This window comes from Gammaproteobacteria bacterium (assembly GCA_029862005.1).
Classification (GTDB): Bacteria; Pseudomonadota; Gammaproteobacteria.
Genome location: JAOTYD010000011.1, coordinates 75,742 through 90,902 on the forward strand (window position 1 = coordinate 75,742; position 15,161 = coordinate 90,902).

Genomic DNA, 15,161 nt, shown 5'->3' on the forward strand with positions numbered 1-15,161 from the left:
CGTTATTATTGGCAGAAAATTAATCATTAAAACCCTGTTTGATTACTGGGTTCAGCATAGATTTGTTCAAGTTCAGGCCATTTTTCAAGGCATTCAGCGGTTTCGCTAAAATCAAGTACCTGCAAGAGCCCATCTCGCCACAGCGGTTTATTATCGAGCATAACGGTCGGATCTTTTATAATCCAGCATATTTCACCCGGTGCATAATTACCGCAGGTATGAAAGTGTAGAACTCTGGGGTGGTTGAACACGGTATTTGACCAGCGATCGGGATCTTCCGCAGCTGACTGGTCATAGGACAACCCGGGGTGCAGACCAGCATGCCAGGAGTGGACGACTTTGGCGTCGATGGCGAATTGCTCTGCGATATTTGCATAGTGCTGCTCGATAGCTGCTACCATCCCCGTTGGTCCTTCGAATTCGATGATCCGTCCTGCCTGAATATTGGCAAAAACAGGAACATCTATCGCGAGATTTGGTGGTTGATAAACCCTCGAACCGGTTGGTGTCAGGTAACCGCTCAGTGCGACGCGACCTTTCGCGCTGGTCGCGTCAATAGGCGTCACTACCCCAAGGGGGAAGCGCAGCACTGAAACATCGGATAACGCAGTAGCTTCCGGTGGTCTATGACTATAGCTGCACTCGGTACCCAGAGGACAGCTAATCTCGACCCGACGCGCACGGCGAATCAAAGCATCGAGCGATTGTTTCATCTCGAGTGTCGCTGCATAGGAAACCTGGCCGAATGCTGAACCCAGCATCGTCGGCGTCCGGATATAACACATGACGATTTTCTTGCCTGGTACCGGGATCGCGAAGCGATCCTGATCTCCGATACGAGCTAAAAACAAAGTACAGTCATGGTGCCGCATCGCGGCGGCGACCTCGGAATTACGTATATTTTGGGGCGCAGCTACTTCGAGATGCTCGACTTTTATGCCCAAAGCAATGGCGGCCCGGGTAATCAGATCGTTGACCGCGGCATCGTACCAGCCCAATCTCGGGTCTTCCCGGACGATAAGCAACGAATCCCCCGCGTTTAGTTCGGCACAGTTCAACAAAAGGTTGTCTGCTGCCCTAACCGGATTCGACTCGTCGGGCATTCTAGTTCCAGGGCACATTGCAGGTCAGGCGTTTAGGTTCGAGTAGTAGCCGACTATGTCGTTCTCCAGCGTTACGCCAAGTCCATTCAGACAACGATTGGCGTAGTTGAAGTAACATACGATCTGGTTAGCTTCCAGAATCTGGCCATCATCTAGCCCGGCGTCTCTCAGGGCCTTTACATCTGCCTCTTGCATATCGCCGGGGTTTAATGTGAGCTTTTCAGCATATTTCAACAGCGCGAATTCACGGCCTTCGAAAGCATCCTGTGGTCGACGTCGCTGGAGTGCACGTTCAATCACATCGGCCCTTTCATCTTCGTCGATTAAGTGACGCGCATTCGCCCAGTGATTTGCCAGCGAATAATCACACCGATTCAGAATTGAAACATAGGAGCTAATCGTTTCCTGTAACCACATCGGCAGCGTATTAGCGCCATCGTGCAGCGTCGCACGGTACAAAACAACATGTCCGCGCATCGTATTGGGCCGCAGTGAATGCACACGCATAACGTTATCCACGGTACCGTGCGGTGTCCGTGCAAGCTGCAAAGCGTCGAGCAAATCGGGATCTGCTTGTTCATCCGAAATCATTTTTATCCAGGCGCCCATATCCTACCCCGCTGATGGTTACAAGTTAACTGTCGTGATTATCATAATTGAATCATGAGCTGTAGTATTGTGCAAAGAAACGACAGGTCGATAAACTCGACGCCAGGCGAAATGTAGACTGGCACTCTATCGTTGACAGATAACCGCTGCTGCGTACTTGGGTAGAAACAGGCAATCATGAGTTTTCAAACACTTAGAATTACGAGCACGTTTGGCCTCGAAATCAGCGGCCTGAGACTTGATATCGATATTAGCGATGCAGACTTCTCCAGTTTGATCGAACTATATTATCGGCATTCGATGCTGCTGTTTCGCAATCAGGACCTGCCGCCCCAGGCTCAGGCGTCGCTCGCACACCGATTCGGAAAACCGAAAATAGAGACTCGTAAGCAGTTTAATTTTCAAGAACACCCCGAAGTCTCGACGATTGGCAACATCAAAAATAAATCAGGCAAATTGCTATCGTTCTTCGTACGGGGCGGTTTCGGTTGGCATACCGATGGTACTGCGGCCTGCCATGTGGATGCCGCGACCTTTCTCTATGCCGTCGAAGTTCCCCGCGACGGTGGCGACACCCTGTTTTTGAGCACTGCCGACGCGTACGACAGAGTGCCCGGTAGACTGAAAATGGCACTCGAAAACGTTAGCTTTCTGAGCAGCTTTCACGCGCACAACGATCCCCTGTACGAATCCGATCCCGATTCGTTTATTGCGCTAACCCCGTACGAGCGCGATGCGCTTCCGCCGGTGTGGCACAAGGTAATCCAGACCCACCCGGTGACCGACAGAAAACTGTTTTATCTGAGCCTGGAGCCTCTCGATTTCAACGGGATTGACAGAGCTACTGGCAAGCGCCTGCTTGAGGAAGTGCTGGAAATTGCGTCGACGCCGGATTTCGTTTACCGCCACCGCTGGCAACCAGGGGACCTGATTATCTGGGATAACCACGCGATGCTGCACAGCGGTACGCCGACGCTGACCTACGAAGACGATCACCGCTTAATGCATCGCTCCTTTGTCTATACTCTGCCCACCGAGCGTCCGTTGCCCAACCACGACGAAGTGAGCCAAATTTTTATGCCCGATGAAAAGTCGATCCAACTGGCTGATTTTGAAACTTAGCGGCGAGTCGGCAACATATCTGCCGAATTAAAACATAATATAGAATTATATAAGTTCTTGTTTTATATCTTTAGCATTAAGTTTTAAACTACTACACCATGCAACGTTATTCCCTCTTCAGCCTGGCGCGGAACGCGTTCAGCGAACATCGCGACTGGTCCAGGATCTGGCGTAGTCCGCCTTTGAAACAGCGCTACGATGTCATCATCATCGGTGCCGGCGGCCACGGCCTCGCCACCGCATATTATCTGGCGAAAAACCATGGCATCACCAATGTCGCGGTCATCGAGCGCGGCTGGCTGGGCGGCGGCAATATTGCACGCAACACGGTGACAATTCGCTCGAATTACATGCGCGACGAAAGCATCCCGTTTTTCGTCAAATCGGTCGCACTCTACGAAGGCCTGACCAGCGAACTCAATTACAACCTGATGTACTCGAATCGCAGCATGATCGACGTGGTGCAAACCTACCCCAAGCTGCGCGAAATCAAACGCCGCATGTTTAATGGTGATCTCTACGGTTCCACCTACGACCGAATCAGCGTGGATGAACTCCGCCGGCGCATACCACCTTTGACCGGTGGCGGGCCCGATTCGAGGCTGCCGATTATCGCTGGCATGGTACACAGCCAGGCTGCGGTTTGCCGACATGATGCCGTGGCCTGGAGCTATGCGCGTGCCGCCGACGATCGCGGCGTCGAAATCCATCAAAACACCGAGGTCACCCGGTTGCTGCGGGATGGCCCCAACGGTGAAATATCCGGAGTCGAAACCAACCAGGGCAAAATTTACGCCGACAAGGTCGCCGTGGTCGTTTCCGGCCATACCACGTCGATCACCGATACGATCGGACTCAAGCTGCCACTCAAATCGTTTAACCTGACCGCGTTCGTATCCGAGCCGGTTAAACCCCTGATCGATGTCGTCGTCAACTGCCCCGACATCGGAGTTTACTTAAGCCAGTCTGACAAGGGCGAACTGGTAATCGGTGGCGCACCCGACCCCGGGCAATCGTTTTGCCGCGATATCAAGCAAAATGTGTTTGAAGACGCGGTCGTTTCGATGCTCGAATTATTTCCGTCGTTCAAACGCCTCAAGCTGATGCGCCAGTGGGGCGGCACGCTCGATATCGCACACGACGCTTCTCCAATCGTCAGCAAAACCGACGTTCCCGGGCTGTTCGTTTCGGCCGGCTGGTGGGGCGGCTTCAAAGCCGTGCCCGCGGGTGGTTACACGCTCGCGCATCTGATCGCAACTAACCAGCCTCACGCTTTGATCGCGCCGTTCTCGCTGGCGCGCTTTCGCCGGCTCGACTTCATCCTCGAAGCCGGCACCACTACGGCAACATAAAATGGTGACGGCATGCTGAAAATAATCTGCCCGTTCTGCGGTCCGCGCAACGAAAGCGAATTTATTCACGGCGGCCCACTGAAACCACGCCGCACGGACGATCCCGGACAGCTCAGCGAACCGCAATGGATCGAATACCTGACGGTGCCACCAAACCCGATCGGACCGATAGACGAGCGCTGGTGGCATGTGCGCGGCTGCGGTCGCTGGATCACGATAAGACGCGACACCTTAACTCACGAAATACTCGAATCGGGGAGCGACGCCTAGTGGCGGTGGATATGCGCTGTCCTGTCGGCGGTCGCCTCGATCGCACGCAACCGATCCCGTTTCGTTTCAACGGTAAAACTTACCAGGGTTTTGCCGGCGATACGCTGGCTTCGGCATTAATCGCAAACGGTATTTACCTGACCGCGCGCAGTTTCAAGTATCACCGGCCACGTGGCATCGTCGGCGCGGGTTACGAGGAGCCCTCGTCGCTGGTCGAATTAATCGGTGACGAGCAATCCGGCAACCAGTCGATCACCCGGATTATGATCCGGCCAGGCCTGCAAGCAAAATCGGTCAACTGCTGGCCATCGGCCGCATTCGATTTGATGGCAGTCAACCAGATGTTTGCGCGCATGATTCCGGCCGCGTTCTATTACAAGACTTTCATGTGGCCACATTGGAGGCTGTATGAACCGTCGATCCGGCGCGCGGCCGGTCTCGCTTCGGCACCGGAGCAAAATCTGCACCAGGGGCGCTACGAGGTGCGCAACGCGCATTGCGATCTTCTCGTTATCGGCGCCGGTCCAGCTGGTTTGATCGCGGCGCTTTACGCCGCACGTAATGGTGCCCGCGTCATTCTTGCTGACGATGGCATCGAGCCCGGCGGGTCGCTGCTGAATCAGAATACGACCATCGATGGCATGGCGGCACTAGACTGGGTTGACATGGTGATAACCGAACTCGACACTTGCGACAACGTCCTCCGCCTGCACGAGGCCAGCGTCTGGGCCTATCGCGAAGACAACCTGTTGATGATATCTGAACGCTCGCCCCAAACAGAGGGTATTTTCCAGCGTGGCTGGCGGGTACGCAGCGCACAGGTACTACTGGCAACTGGCGCCATCGAACGCAACCTGGTATTCGCCAACAACGACCGCCCCGGCATCATGCTGGCTTCGGCAGCGCAGGGCTACGTCAATCGGTTTGCGGTAAAACCCGGAAAACATGCGGTCATTTTCACTAACAACAGCAGCGCCTACCGTGTTGCCGCGGACCTGCGTAAAGCCGGTATCGAAGTGCAGGCAATCATCGACAGCCGGCAGGATATAGGTGACAGGTCTGCCGCGCTGGTAGCGGGCATCGAAATTATCTCCAACCACATGATCGTAACTACCCACGGTCAACGCCGCGTCAAGGGCGTTACACTGTGCGACAACAACAGCGGTCAAGCCCGCCAGATCGATTGCGACCTGATCTGCGTTTCCGGCGGCTGGAATCCAACCCTGCACCTGTTTTCACAGGCGCGCGGCAAACTTGCCTGGGATGACGGCCTCGCTACCTTTGTTGCGGCCGGCGTATCACAGGAATGCGTTTGCATCGGTGCAGCCGCGGGTAATTTTTCTCTGCCGCAAGTATTTGCCGATGCGCTTTGTAAAATGCGCAACCTGCTCGAAAAGCTGGGCATCAATGTCCGCCATGAGCCCAATCTTCCCGACTGCGAAGCCGAAGCCGATTACGCCATCGAACCGCTATGGCACGTCAAATGCAACGCCAGGCTCGCACGCAAGAGTTTTATCGACCTGCAGAACGACGTCACCCTGGCCGACGTGCATTTATCCCTGCGTGAGGGCTTCGAAGCGGTCGAACACGTCAAGCGTTATACGACCGCCGGCATGGGACTCGATCAGGGCAAGACCGGAAATCTCAACGTTATCGGCGCGATTGCCAACGCCACAGGTGTCGAGCCGCAGGCAATCGGCACGACGACGTTTCGCTCGCCTTATGTGCCGATCGAATTCGGCGCACTCAGCGGCAGCCGCGAAGGCAGCGTCTATCTTCCTTACCGGCATACGCCGATAACCCGATGGCACCAGGCAAACGGCGCCTGTATGTACGAGGCCGGCGCACGCTGGCGCCGACCCGGGTACTATCCGCGCGCCGGTGAAAGTTTTCAGCAAACTGTGAATCGTGAAAGTTTCGCGGTGCGCAACAATGTCGGCGTTTACGATGGCGCGCCGCTTGGAAAATTCGAAATCAAGGGAAGGGACGCACCCGCCTTTATCGAAATGCTGTATACCAATAACTTCACCAACCTGAAAACGGGCATGGGCCGTTACGGCATCATGCTGACCGAGGACGGCAGGATCCTCGACGACGGCCTTAGCTTCAAAATTGCCGACGGCCATTATTTCATGTCGACCTCGACCGGGAATGCCGATGCGGTCAACCAACACATGGAATTTTTCCTGCAGACCCACCGTCCAGAGTGGCAGGTCCGCATCACCACGGTGACCACGCAATGGGCGAATGCCACGATTTGCGGCCCCCGGGCCAGGGAATTGCTACACCTGCTCGGTACCGATATCGACCTGTCGGCGGACGAGTTCCCGTTCATGGCAATGCGCAATGGCATCGTTGCCGGCTTGCCCGCGCGTGTCTGTCGCGTCAGCTTTACCGGTGAACTGAGCTTCGAAATCAACGTCTGGCCACGTTATTTCCGGCGACTGTGGGAATCGATCATCACGCTCGGCCAACAGTATGAAATCACCCCGATCGGATCGGAAGCCAATCATGTACTGCGCGTGGAAAAAGGATTTCTGTCACTGGGTCACGAAGCCGATGCAACCACGGATCCCTACGATCTGGGTATGGGCTGGATCATGTCGTCGTCGAAGGCCGATTTTATCGGCAAACGCGCCGTCGAAATACGCCGTGGCGCGAATCTGCCACGGCGCGAACTGGTCGGTTTACTGATCGACGACAGCGAGCGCCTGGTCGAAGAAAACGCACCAATCACACCGGGCGGGCGACGCGAAAAGACGGAAGGCTTCGTCACCGCCTGTGTCTGGAGTCTGGTGCAAAATCGCGCCATCGCGCTGGCACTGCTGATGGATGGTCGAAACCGTATCGGTGAAACCGTTTTTATACGTATGAAAGACGACGTCGTCACGGCGCAGATTACCGCGCCCTGTTTCCACGACGCCGCGGGACTGCGCTTGAGAAACTGACATGAGTTACGAGGTTGATATCCAGCGACTCGAAACCTGCGCCCTGATCGATTTGCAGGGCGCTCAAGAACGGATACGGGACTGGGTCGATCCGGGTTTTCCGGATTTTCCGACCACCCCCAATACCGCGGTCACGCACCAGGGACTGTCACTTTACTGGCTCGCCCCCGAAAAATGGTTGCTGCGTGCGCCTGCCGGGCGGGAAGACGAGCTGCAGACGATTAGCCGGCTGCAATCGGCGCCGGTCGATATCAGCATCGTGCTGGTCAGCGATACGCTGCAGTTTTTCAGCATCGAAGGCACCGATGCCGAGCAGATCGTGGCCATCGCCAGTCCGCTCGATACGCATGCCAAAGTATTTCCTGAAAATGGCGTTAGCTATACCGAGGTCTTCGGTCTCAAGGGACTGCTGATTCGTATTCCCGGGGGATTCGAGATCGCCGTCGAGTCGAGTTTTGCCGATATGATTGAAGACTACCTGGCGCGCACCACGGCCTGCTGAGCAATCAGCGCGATGGTTTCGCCGCGCTCGACCATGCCTCGATTGGCGTAAGCGAAAACGATACCCGACACCGGAAAATATAATTCCATCGATGGCCGTTGCGGCTCGCCGATAAAGTGCAGAAAACCCGCCGCCTGACCTACCGTCACCGCGTCGCCGATATCGAATTTGCGATCCAGCAATCCGGCAGCCGGGGCGATGAAATTTTGCTCGGACGAGCCGAATTCGACCAGCAGTGGGTCAGCACTATCGCCGCTGTCCGCGTTGTCGATAATCCCGACATGTTTTAAGCAACGCCGCAACGCGCGCTCGGCAAAATCGGTCATTGCCGGATCGCAACCGCCACCGCCACCGAGCTCGGCGGCAATCATCGGCACGGCGTTGCGGGTAGCGGCCGCATTCAACGAACGGTCGTCGTTATGGGCACCCGATAACCAGATATAAGGCGCGCCAAATGCCCTGGCCAGAGCCATGTTACGGTCGCCGATTTCGCTATCGGTACCGGCCTGCGTCAGCACACAGGGTGCAAACACGGAAGCCTTGCCACCGCTGTGCAAATCGATCACGGCATCGCATTCCGGCATCAGAACCTGTTCGACGTACTGCGCCAGCATATGCGTGGGCCCGCCATCGGCGTCGCCGGGAAAAGCGCGATTCATATTAACCAGGTCCAGCGGCGATACCCGGCTCGAGGCCTGTAATGCGGGTGCGTTCAAAGCGGGAATAATGATGATTCTGCCATTGATATCCTCTGCCGCCAGGTTTTGCAGCAGACGCATCAACGCGGCGGGTCCCTCAAACTCGTCGCCGTGCACGCCCCCGGTCAACAGTATCGTCGGCCCGTCCCGGTTTGCGATGCAGGCGATCGGTACCGGGTACACCCCCAATGGGCGGTGATTATCCGACCATTTCAGGTGCAGGTCACCGATTTGTCGCCCCTTTTGCTCGAGGTCGATGTCGAGTTGTATTCTGGTTGGTATCGATGGCTTGTTCATGAGTTTGGGAATTCCAGCCGCGGGACTGCCAATTATTCGCTATCCCGCTAAACCATTCGATACATAATATATCTGGAATCGAGATAGAGAAATCGAAAGTGTTTGTGATATGGTACCGCATACCCTTAGCCGCTACCACCGCGCCAGGAATTGACCCCACATGTCCCAGCTCCGCCCGAAACAGAGTATCGACAGGATCAAGGCGCATATGTTGTCTGCGGAGCCCGGCGATTACCCGCCGCCCGCTATCCTGTTGAATTCGAACGAGAGTGCGTTTGGACCGAGCCAGTATGCGGTTCAGGCGGCGCGGGCGGCAGCAACGACGCTGCACCGCTACCTCGAGAATCCCGCCTCCCTGCTCGCGCCCGCGCTGGCGCGCCGCCACGGTCTGGATGCCCGGCGAATCACGATCGGTAACGGTTCGGACGAGTTACTGGCGCGCCTGGCGCGAATCTATCTCGAACCGGGTAGCGAAATGATCCGTAGCTGCAACGGTTATCTGAAGACGCCGAACTATGCCTATGCTAACGGCGCCGAACCAGTGGCGGCGGCTGACGATGACTTTACCCCGTCGGTCGATGCGATACTGGCTGCAGTCACCGACAACACGAGAATGGTATACTTGGCAAACCCGGAAAACCCGGCCGGTACCTATCTTGGCGGCCGCGAGATCAGGCGGCTTCACGAGTCGTTGCCCGCTAAGGTATTGCTGGTGATCGACTGCGCGTACGAGGAATACGTCGATGCCGATGACTACGAGTCCGGGCAGCATCTGGCAGGCAGCGCCGAAAACGTCGTCATGGCGCGCACCTTTTCCAAAATCCATGGTCTTGCCGGGGCCCGTGTCGGCTGGATTTACGCCGCGCCGGAAATTATCGACCTGGTAACCCGTATCGGGCTCACTTTTCCACTGGCATCGAGCTCCCTGGCCGCGGCACTCGCCGCGCTCGACGACAAACCGCACCAGGCCATGGTTTTCGAATCCAATCGTCGACTGCGTTATGAATTTTCCGCCGCCATCAGCAAACTCGGCCTCCGGGTTTATCCGAGCCAGACCAATTTCGTGTTACTGAATTTCGCCGATGCCGGCAAAACCGCGATCGAGTGCGACGATTACCTGCGTCGCCAGGGTATCGCGGTAAGGCGGTTCGCGGCGCCTGCTTACCGGGACTGTATTCGCGTCAGCATTGGCCTCGAAGCCGAGATGAAGCAGACGCTGGATGCGATCACCCAATTTTTGGCTGCCTGAAGCATGAATGGCAATCAGGCCTCGTCTGCAATCGAGCATCCCTCGGGCGCTGCAATTATCGATGCGCTCAAGCGGGCCGGGATAAAATTTGTCGTGTCGGTACCCGATATCGTGACCAGCGAGGGCCTGTTATGGCCACTGGCAAGTGACCCGGATCTCGAACTGTTGCGGGTCTGCAAGGAAGACGAGGGCGTGTCTATCTGCGGTGCGATGTCATACAGCGGGACCCGCGCGTTGTTACTGATGCAACAAACGGGCTTGATGGATTCACTCAACGCAATCCGCGCGATTGGCATGGATTACCAGTTGCCGATCTGCATGATGGTCGGATTACAAGGTAAGGAACCGGAATTGAAACCCGACGCGTCGGCCGCTTACGGCGTACGCATCGTCGAACCCGTGCTGCAGGCGATGGATATTCCCTTTCGGCTGATCGAAGCGCCCGCAGATGTCGCCCATATAACGGCCGATATCGAACTGGCTTATCGGGATTCGTCGGTTTGCTGTTTTCTGATTGGACGCTCCCCCACGGCATGAGACGCGATCACGCACTTGAAATCCTGAAACGTCACGTCAGCAATGAAATCGTCGTCGCTGTTTACCAAACCCTGTTCGACTGGATGGTCATCAATCCGCGCGACCTCAACTACGTCGCTACCGGTGCCATGGGCCAGGCATCGTCGCATGGACTCGGGCTGGCCTTATCCTGTCCCGGTCGGCGAGTCCTGGTATTCGACGGTGACGGCAGCCTGTTGATGAACCTCGGCTCGCTGGTCACCATCGCCAACGCGGCCCCCGTAAACTTTCATCATTTCGTTTTTATCAACAAGGTCTACGAAGTCAATGGCGCGCACCCGATCCCGGGCGCCGACAAGATCGACTTCGCTGCCATGGCAAGGGCTGCGGGTTACCGGCACACGCTTAGCTTTAGTGAACTGGATCAATTCGAGCACGGGCTTGGCGATTTCCTGGCGCAACCCGGACCGGCACTGGCGGCGATGCAGATCGAAGCCGGGAAATCCTACCCCCGGGATTACGCCTATATACACAGCGCCGAGGCGCGAGCGCGCTTCAGGAACGCGCTGGCATCGAGCTGAACTCGGTCTCGACCATTTTGAGGAAATCCTTGGCCACCGCCGACATGGCCTTTTGTTGCGACCAGATCAGCGCGCCGTTGAACGGAATTTCTCGTGCAAATGGGGCGGTCGAGAAATCTTCACCGGCAGCCGACCCGGTGCCCATGGTGACGATTATGGATACGCCGAGCCCCTGCGCTACCAGGCGACAGATCGCATCGGTGGTGCGGGCCTCGTACTGTAGCCTGCGCTGGATGCCTGCCTTGCTGAAAATCTCGTCGACCTCGAAACGGAACTGTGAATCGGGCAGGTAGGAAACGAAACTTTCACCGTCGAGATCCCCGGGTTCGATGCTCTCCTTAGCCTCGAGCCGGTGCCCTTTCGGGAGTACGCAGATCGACTGGGTATCGGTTAACGAATGGCTCATGATCGCCGGGTTGACCAGCGTGGCCGGCGCAATCCCGAAATCGAAATTCTGCGATACCATCCACTCGAGCGCGACGTCGATCGACTGGATTTCCAGCGACACCATCGCCGCGGGTTGCCGTGCCGCGAACTGCCTGATTAATTGTGGGGCGATCAAGGTCGAGAATGCCGGCGTCGAAATCAGGCGCAACTGGGCGTGTTTGAAGTTTTTGATCGCGGCCGCGGTGTGCTTGATCTGCTCCAGCCCGCTGAGCGCCCTGCGAACTTCTTCAACCAGTAGCAAGGCTTCAGGAGTAGCTTTAAGGTTGCGGCCGGAACGGCTAAACAGCTGGAATCCGACCTGAGTTTCGAGGTCGGATAACAGCCGGCTTACCGCCGGCTGCGAGATGCCGAGAATCCTGGCGGACTCGGTAACGCTACCGGTTTGTACCACCCTCTTGAATGCGTCGATCTGGCGAAAGGTAATTTTCAAGGCATTTATAAACCGGTTGCGGCCTTTTCCGCCTTTACCCGCGCGGCCAGTTGCTGGCGAAACATTCGCGAACCGATATCGAGACGCAGGTCGAGATTGGCCGTGCGTTTGTTTGCCATACCGTGATGTACCGCCTCGAGTACGAGCCGATCCTCCTCGAACGCGTTACGCGCGCCCTCGTTGAGTTTGAGACGTGTGGCCTCGTCACGGGTATTGGTATTGTAATGCTGAAACCAGTGGTAGCGGGAACTGTCGTCGTCGATGGGCGTGATGAAGTGATACGAACGCATACGATATGTATCGTCGGGCAATTCCCGGTCGTTACCGCCGCACCCGGCACGCGTATAGGTGCTCATATTGATCGCGATCGACGGAATCACCGCCTGGTAATATTGCAGACGGTCGACATGTCCCGCAAACGACAACATTTCCGCATAGTAGGGGGGCGGCTCAATATCTTTTATCCAGCGTGACACCAGCACCCCGGTATCGGTCTGCTCGATATCGAGCGCCGCGTCTTCGGTGCCTGCCGACGCAAACGAGGTCTCATGCACCCATGCGACGTGCGAAGGATCGAGAAGATTATCCAACAGGTACAGATAGTTGCAGTTGCATTCGAGCACCCCGCCATCGGTCAGACCCCAGTCCGGATCCTCGTAGTCGGGGATTTGCAGAATATCGGCCGGGTCAGCCAGTTCGGGATCGCCCATCCAGATCCAGATCAGCCGGTATCTCTCCACCACGGGATAACTGCGTACCCACGCATTGCCGGGGATTTTATCCTGGGTTGGTGCGCCCACGCATTTACCCGTACAGTCGAACTGTAATCCGTGATAACCGCAATGCAGCACGTCGTCGATCAGCTTTCCCATCGACAAGGGCAGCTTACGATGCGGGCAGGCGTCTTCCAGCGCGAACGGCACGCCGTTACTGTTACGGTAAAAAACGATATCGTCACCGAGAATACGTATCGAATTCAGCTGTCTGTCGATTTCATGGCATTGCGCAGCGACGTACCAGGCATTGTCGAGGAACGACGATTCCCGGTTTACGTATTGCGGTGCATAGCGTGGCATTATATTCCCTGTATCGTGTTCGAATTATTTTTCGTCAAAAACCTGAATATCAATCGCAGAAAAGCAGCCATATTCCGCAGTAACCATACTACAGGCGCGGTTTAATATATAATATTTTTTAAAGCTGCCTTTGGTATGCGGTTGACAAAGCTATACGTGTTGCGCAAACTCGATGGATTAATTAGGGTAGAGAGTCGGCAGTTACCCGCTGCGCCCCCGATTACTAAAATAATTAAGGAAGGGCTCGTGTCTATCGACATCAAAACCGAGAGCGACCTCGACCGACGTCGGCGCCCGGACCAGACGTTTCATCTGGGTAATTTCTTCCGCACCTGGCGTCAGATCGGGTGGGCAATTTTCACCTTTGTCGCCATTGCCTGGCTGATCTGGCGTGGCGCCGAAGCGATGGAATACAACTGGCAGTGGTACCGCGTTCAACCGTTTTTTTATCGCGTTGTCGACGGTGAGTTCATCTGGGGACCGCTGTTCTGGGGTCTGGTGCAAACCCTCAAACTCGCAATCGTCAGCGGCATACTCGCGATCGCGATCGGGTTTGCCACAGCGTTCGCCCGGATGTCCCACTCGAGGGCGGGCGGCATTATCGCAACCTGTTATCTCGAGGCGATCCGCAATACCCCGCTGCTGGTCCAGCTGTTCCTGTTTTATTTTGTCCTGGCCCCTATTTTCGGCATCGATCGTTTCTGGTCGGGCGTACTGTGTCTCGCATTTTTCGAAGGTTCCTTCGCTGCCGAGATCATCCGCGGCGGCATCGAGGGCGTCGACCGCGGCCAGTACGAGGCAGGCGATGCGGTCGGACTTAACATCGTCGACAAGTACCGCTATATCATCGTGCCGCAGGCAATGCCACTTATACTGCCACCGCTCACCGGATTGCTGATTTCGCTGATCAAGCATTCCGCCATCGTCAGTGTCATCGCGGTTTCCGAACTGACGACCACCGGTTTGAATCTGATTTCTGATACCTTTATGGCGTTCGAGATCTGGTTCATAGTTGCCGGTATTTATCTTGTTCTGACTATTTCACTATCGATGGCCGTGGGACAGTTGGAGAAGAAAATGAACGTTGCACATTCGAGTAATAAGACCTAAGGAGGTAAATACTCATGACATTTCGTACAAACCTGAAACCCCTGTTACTGGCGGCATTGCTGGTACTGACGGGTAACCTAGCCACACTAACCACTGCCGCAGCCGGCATGCTCGAGGACGTGCAAAAACGCGGCACCCTGCGGGTTGGCATGTCGACCTTTGTGCCCTGGGCGATGCGTGACAAGGACGGCAACCTGATCGGTTTCGAAATCGATGTCGCCACCAAGGTCGCGGAAGACATGGGCGTCAAGGTCGAATTCGTACCGACTGCCTGGAGCGGTATCATACCGGCGTTGATCGCCAAGAAATTCGATATCATCATCGGTGGCATGTCGATTACGCCTCAGCGTAACCTGACCGTTAACTTTACTACACCCTATGCGCACTCAGGCCAGCAAATGGCAGCCAGCACCAAACTGGCGGGTAATTTCAAAACCCGGGGCGATTTCAATTCCAGCAGCGTCACCATCGCCTGCCGCCGCGGCGCGACACCCTGTAAAGCCGCGCAGAAACTGTTCCCCAAGGCCACCGTACGCCGTTTCGACGACGATGCGCAGGCTTTCCAGGAAGTGGTCAATGGCAATGCGCATGCTATGATTTCGAGCGCACCCAAGCCGCGCTTCTGGTCGGATGCCCACCCCACCAAGGTCTTTTTACCGTTTGGCAACGAAAACCTGACCCGGGGCGATGAAGCTTTCGCATTGCGTAAAGCCGATCCCGACGCGCTTAATTTCTTCAGCAACTGGATCATCGTCAATACCAGTAACGGCTGGTTGAAAGAACGTCACGATTACTGGTTCCAGGATCAGTCGGGCTGGAAGGACATGGTGGCACCACAATAAATCCGTGAT

15 protein-coding genes are annotated in these 15,161 nt (G+C 56.0%); 10 read left to right on the plus strand and 5 right to left on the minus strand.

Annotated elements, in window-relative coordinates; translation table 11 throughout:
• Positions 1-26 precede the first annotated feature (26 nt).
• Positions 27-1,103: a hypothetical protein gene (locus OES20_09385; protein MDH3634905.1), complete on the minus strand. Its 1,077-nt coding sequence runs from the start codon at positions 1,101-1,103 to the stop codon at positions 27-29.
• Positions 1,104-1,127: 24 nt separating this feature from the next.
• The gene (locus OES20_09390; GenBank protein MDH3634906.1) at positions 1,128-1,712 is read right to left on the minus strand and encodes a peroxidase-related enzyme; all 585 of its coding nucleotides are present in this window, start codon (positions 1,710-1,712) and stop codon (positions 1,128-1,130) included.
• Positions 1,713-1,889: 177 nt separating this feature from the next.
• Here OES20_09390 and OES20_09395 point away from each other — a divergent pair, with 177 nt between their 5' ends.
• The 5 genes from OES20_09395 (at position 1,890) to OES20_09415 (ending at position 7,906) form a co-directional block, all read left to right on the plus strand.
• Complete coding sequence (locus OES20_09395; GenBank protein ID MDH3634907.1) at positions 1,890-2,834, plus strand: TauD/TfdA family dioxygenase; 945 nt, start codon at positions 1,890-1,892, stop codon at positions 2,832-2,834.
• Positions 2,835-2,932: 98 nt separating this feature from the next.
• Complete coding sequence (locus OES20_09400) at positions 2,933-4,186, plus strand: FAD-dependent oxidoreductase (protein ID MDH3634908.1); 1,254 nt, start codon at positions 2,933-2,935, stop codon at positions 4,184-4,186.
• A gap of 12 nt (positions 4,187-4,198) precedes the next feature.
• A complete protein-coding gene (locus tag OES20_09405; GenBank protein ID MDH3634909.1) occupies positions 4,199-4,456 on the plus strand; it encodes a sarcosine oxidase subunit delta in 258 nt (85 codons plus the stop codon).
• Entirely contained in the window at positions 4,456-7,404 is a 2,949-nt protein-coding gene (locus tag OES20_09410; protein MDH3634910.1) for a sarcosine oxidase subunit alpha family protein, read from the plus strand. Before OES20_09405 ends, OES20_09410 begins: the two co-directional genes overlap by 1 nt.
• Before the next feature lies 1 nt (position 7,405).
• A complete protein-coding gene (locus tag OES20_09415; protein ID MDH3634911.1) occupies positions 7,406-7,906 on the plus strand; it encodes a sarcosine oxidase subunit gamma in 501 nt (166 codons plus the stop codon).
• On the opposite strand, the gene OES20_09420 is transcribed toward OES20_09415, so the two are convergent.
• Positions 7,879-8,901 (minus strand): succinylglutamate desuccinylase/aspartoacylase family protein, encoded by a 1,023-nt coding sequence (locus OES20_09420; GenBank protein MDH3634912.1) that lies wholly within the window; start codon positions 8,899-8,901, stop codon positions 7,879-7,881. The genes OES20_09415 and OES20_09420 overlap by 28 nt on opposite strands.
• Before the next feature lie 160 nt (positions 8,902-9,061).
• On the opposite strand from OES20_09420, the gene OES20_09425 reads away from it, so the two are divergent.
• Genes OES20_09425 through OES20_09435 form a run of 3 tightly spaced genes read left to right on the plus strand, consistent with a single transcriptional unit; the run spans position 9,062 to position 11,247 of the window.
• The gene (locus tag OES20_09425) at positions 9,062-10,150 is read left to right on the plus strand and encodes an aminotransferase class I/II-fold pyridoxal phosphate-dependent enzyme (protein MDH3634913.1); all 1,089 of its coding nucleotides are present in this window, start codon (positions 9,062-9,064) and stop codon (positions 10,148-10,150) included.
• Positions 10,151-10,153: 3 nt separating this feature from the next.
• Positions 10,154-10,687: a decarboxylase gene (locus tag OES20_09430; protein MDH3634914.1), complete on the plus strand. Its 534-nt coding sequence runs from the start codon at positions 10,154-10,156 to the stop codon at positions 10,685-10,687.
• The gene (locus OES20_09435) at positions 10,684-11,247 is read left to right on the plus strand and encodes a thiamine pyrophosphate-dependent enzyme (protein ID MDH3634915.1); all 564 of its coding nucleotides are present in this window, start codon (positions 10,684-10,686) and stop codon (positions 11,245-11,247) included. The genes OES20_09430 and OES20_09435 overlap by 4 nt, the downstream gene beginning before the upstream one ends.
• Here OES20_09435 and OES20_09440 read toward each other — a convergent pair.
• Positions 11,222-12,124 (minus strand): LysR substrate-binding domain-containing protein, encoded by a 903-nt coding sequence (locus OES20_09440; GenBank protein MDH3634916.1) that lies wholly within the window; start codon positions 12,122-12,124, stop codon positions 11,222-11,224. The two genes, OES20_09435 and OES20_09440, sit on opposite strands and share 26 nt — an antisense overlap.
• A 5-nt stretch (positions 12,125-12,129) precedes the next feature.
• A complete protein-coding gene (locus tag OES20_09445; GenBank protein ID MDH3634917.1) occupies positions 12,130-13,200 on the minus strand; it encodes an aromatic ring-hydroxylating dioxygenase subunit alpha in 1,071 nt (356 codons plus the stop codon).
• A 246-nt stretch (positions 13,201-13,446) separates the two neighbouring features.
• Here OES20_09445 and OES20_09450 point away from each other — a divergent pair, with 246 nt between their 5' ends.
• Both OES20_09450 and OES20_09455 read left to right on the plus strand, forming a co-directional pair.
• Positions 13,447-14,310 carry an amino acid ABC transporter permease gene (locus tag OES20_09450; protein MDH3634918.1) on the plus strand — a complete coding sequence of 288 codons (864 nt, stop codon included), beginning with the start codon at positions 13,447-13,449 and terminating at the stop codon, positions 14,308-14,310.
• A 14-nt stretch (positions 14,311-14,324) separates the two neighbouring features.
• The gene (locus OES20_09455; GenBank protein ID MDH3634919.1) at positions 14,325-15,152 is read left to right on the plus strand and encodes a transporter substrate-binding domain-containing protein; all 828 of its coding nucleotides are present in this window, start codon (positions 14,325-14,327) and stop codon (positions 15,150-15,152) included.
• Positions 15,153-15,161 lie beyond the last annotated feature (9 nt).

Bases quoted from the DNA above. Each gene is read 5' to 3' on its own strand.
- OES20_09425 (MDH3634913.1), top strand. From the start codon at position 9,062: ATGTCCCAGCTCCGCCCGAAACAGAGTATCGACAGGATCAAGGCGCAT.
- OES20_09445 (MDH3634917.1), bottom strand. From the start codon at position 13,200: ATGCCACGCTATGCACCGCAATACGTAAACCGGGAATCGTCGTTCCTC.
- OES20_09385 (MDH3634905.1), bottom strand. From the start codon at position 1,103: ATGCCCGACGAGTCGAATCCGGTTAGGGCAGCAGACAACCTTTTGTTG.
- OES20_09420 (MDH3634912.1), bottom strand. From the start codon at position 8,901: ATGAACAAGCCATCGATACCAACCAGAATACAACTCGACATCGACCTC.
- OES20_09430 (MDH3634914.1), top strand. From the start codon at position 10,154: ATGAATGGCAATCAGGCCTCGTCTGCAATCGAGCATCCCTCGGGCGCT.
- OES20_09435 (MDH3634915.1), top strand. From the start codon at position 10,684: ATGAGACGCGATCACGCACTTGAAATCCTGAAACGTCACGTCAGCAAT.
- OES20_09455 (MDH3634919.1), top strand. From the start codon at position 14,325: ATGACATTTCGTACAAACCTGAAACCCCTGTTACTGGCGGCATTGCTG.
- OES20_09415 (MDH3634911.1), top strand. From the start codon at position 7,406: ATGAGTTACGAGGTTGATATCCAGCGACTCGAAACCTGCGCCCTGATC.
- OES20_09390 (MDH3634906.1), bottom strand. From the start codon at position 1,712: ATGGGCGCCTGGATAAAAATGATTTCGGATGAACAAGCAGATCCCGAT.
- OES20_09405 (MDH3634909.1), top strand. From the start codon at position 4,199: ATGCTGAAAATAATCTGCCCGTTCTGCGGTCCGCGCAACGAAAGCGAA.
- OES20_09395 (MDH3634907.1), top strand. From the start codon at position 1,890: ATGAGTTTTCAAACACTTAGAATTACGAGCACGTTTGGCCTCGAAATC.
- OES20_09400 (MDH3634908.1), top strand. From the start codon at position 2,933: ATGCAACGTTATTCCCTCTTCAGCCTGGCGCGGAACGCGTTCAGCGAA.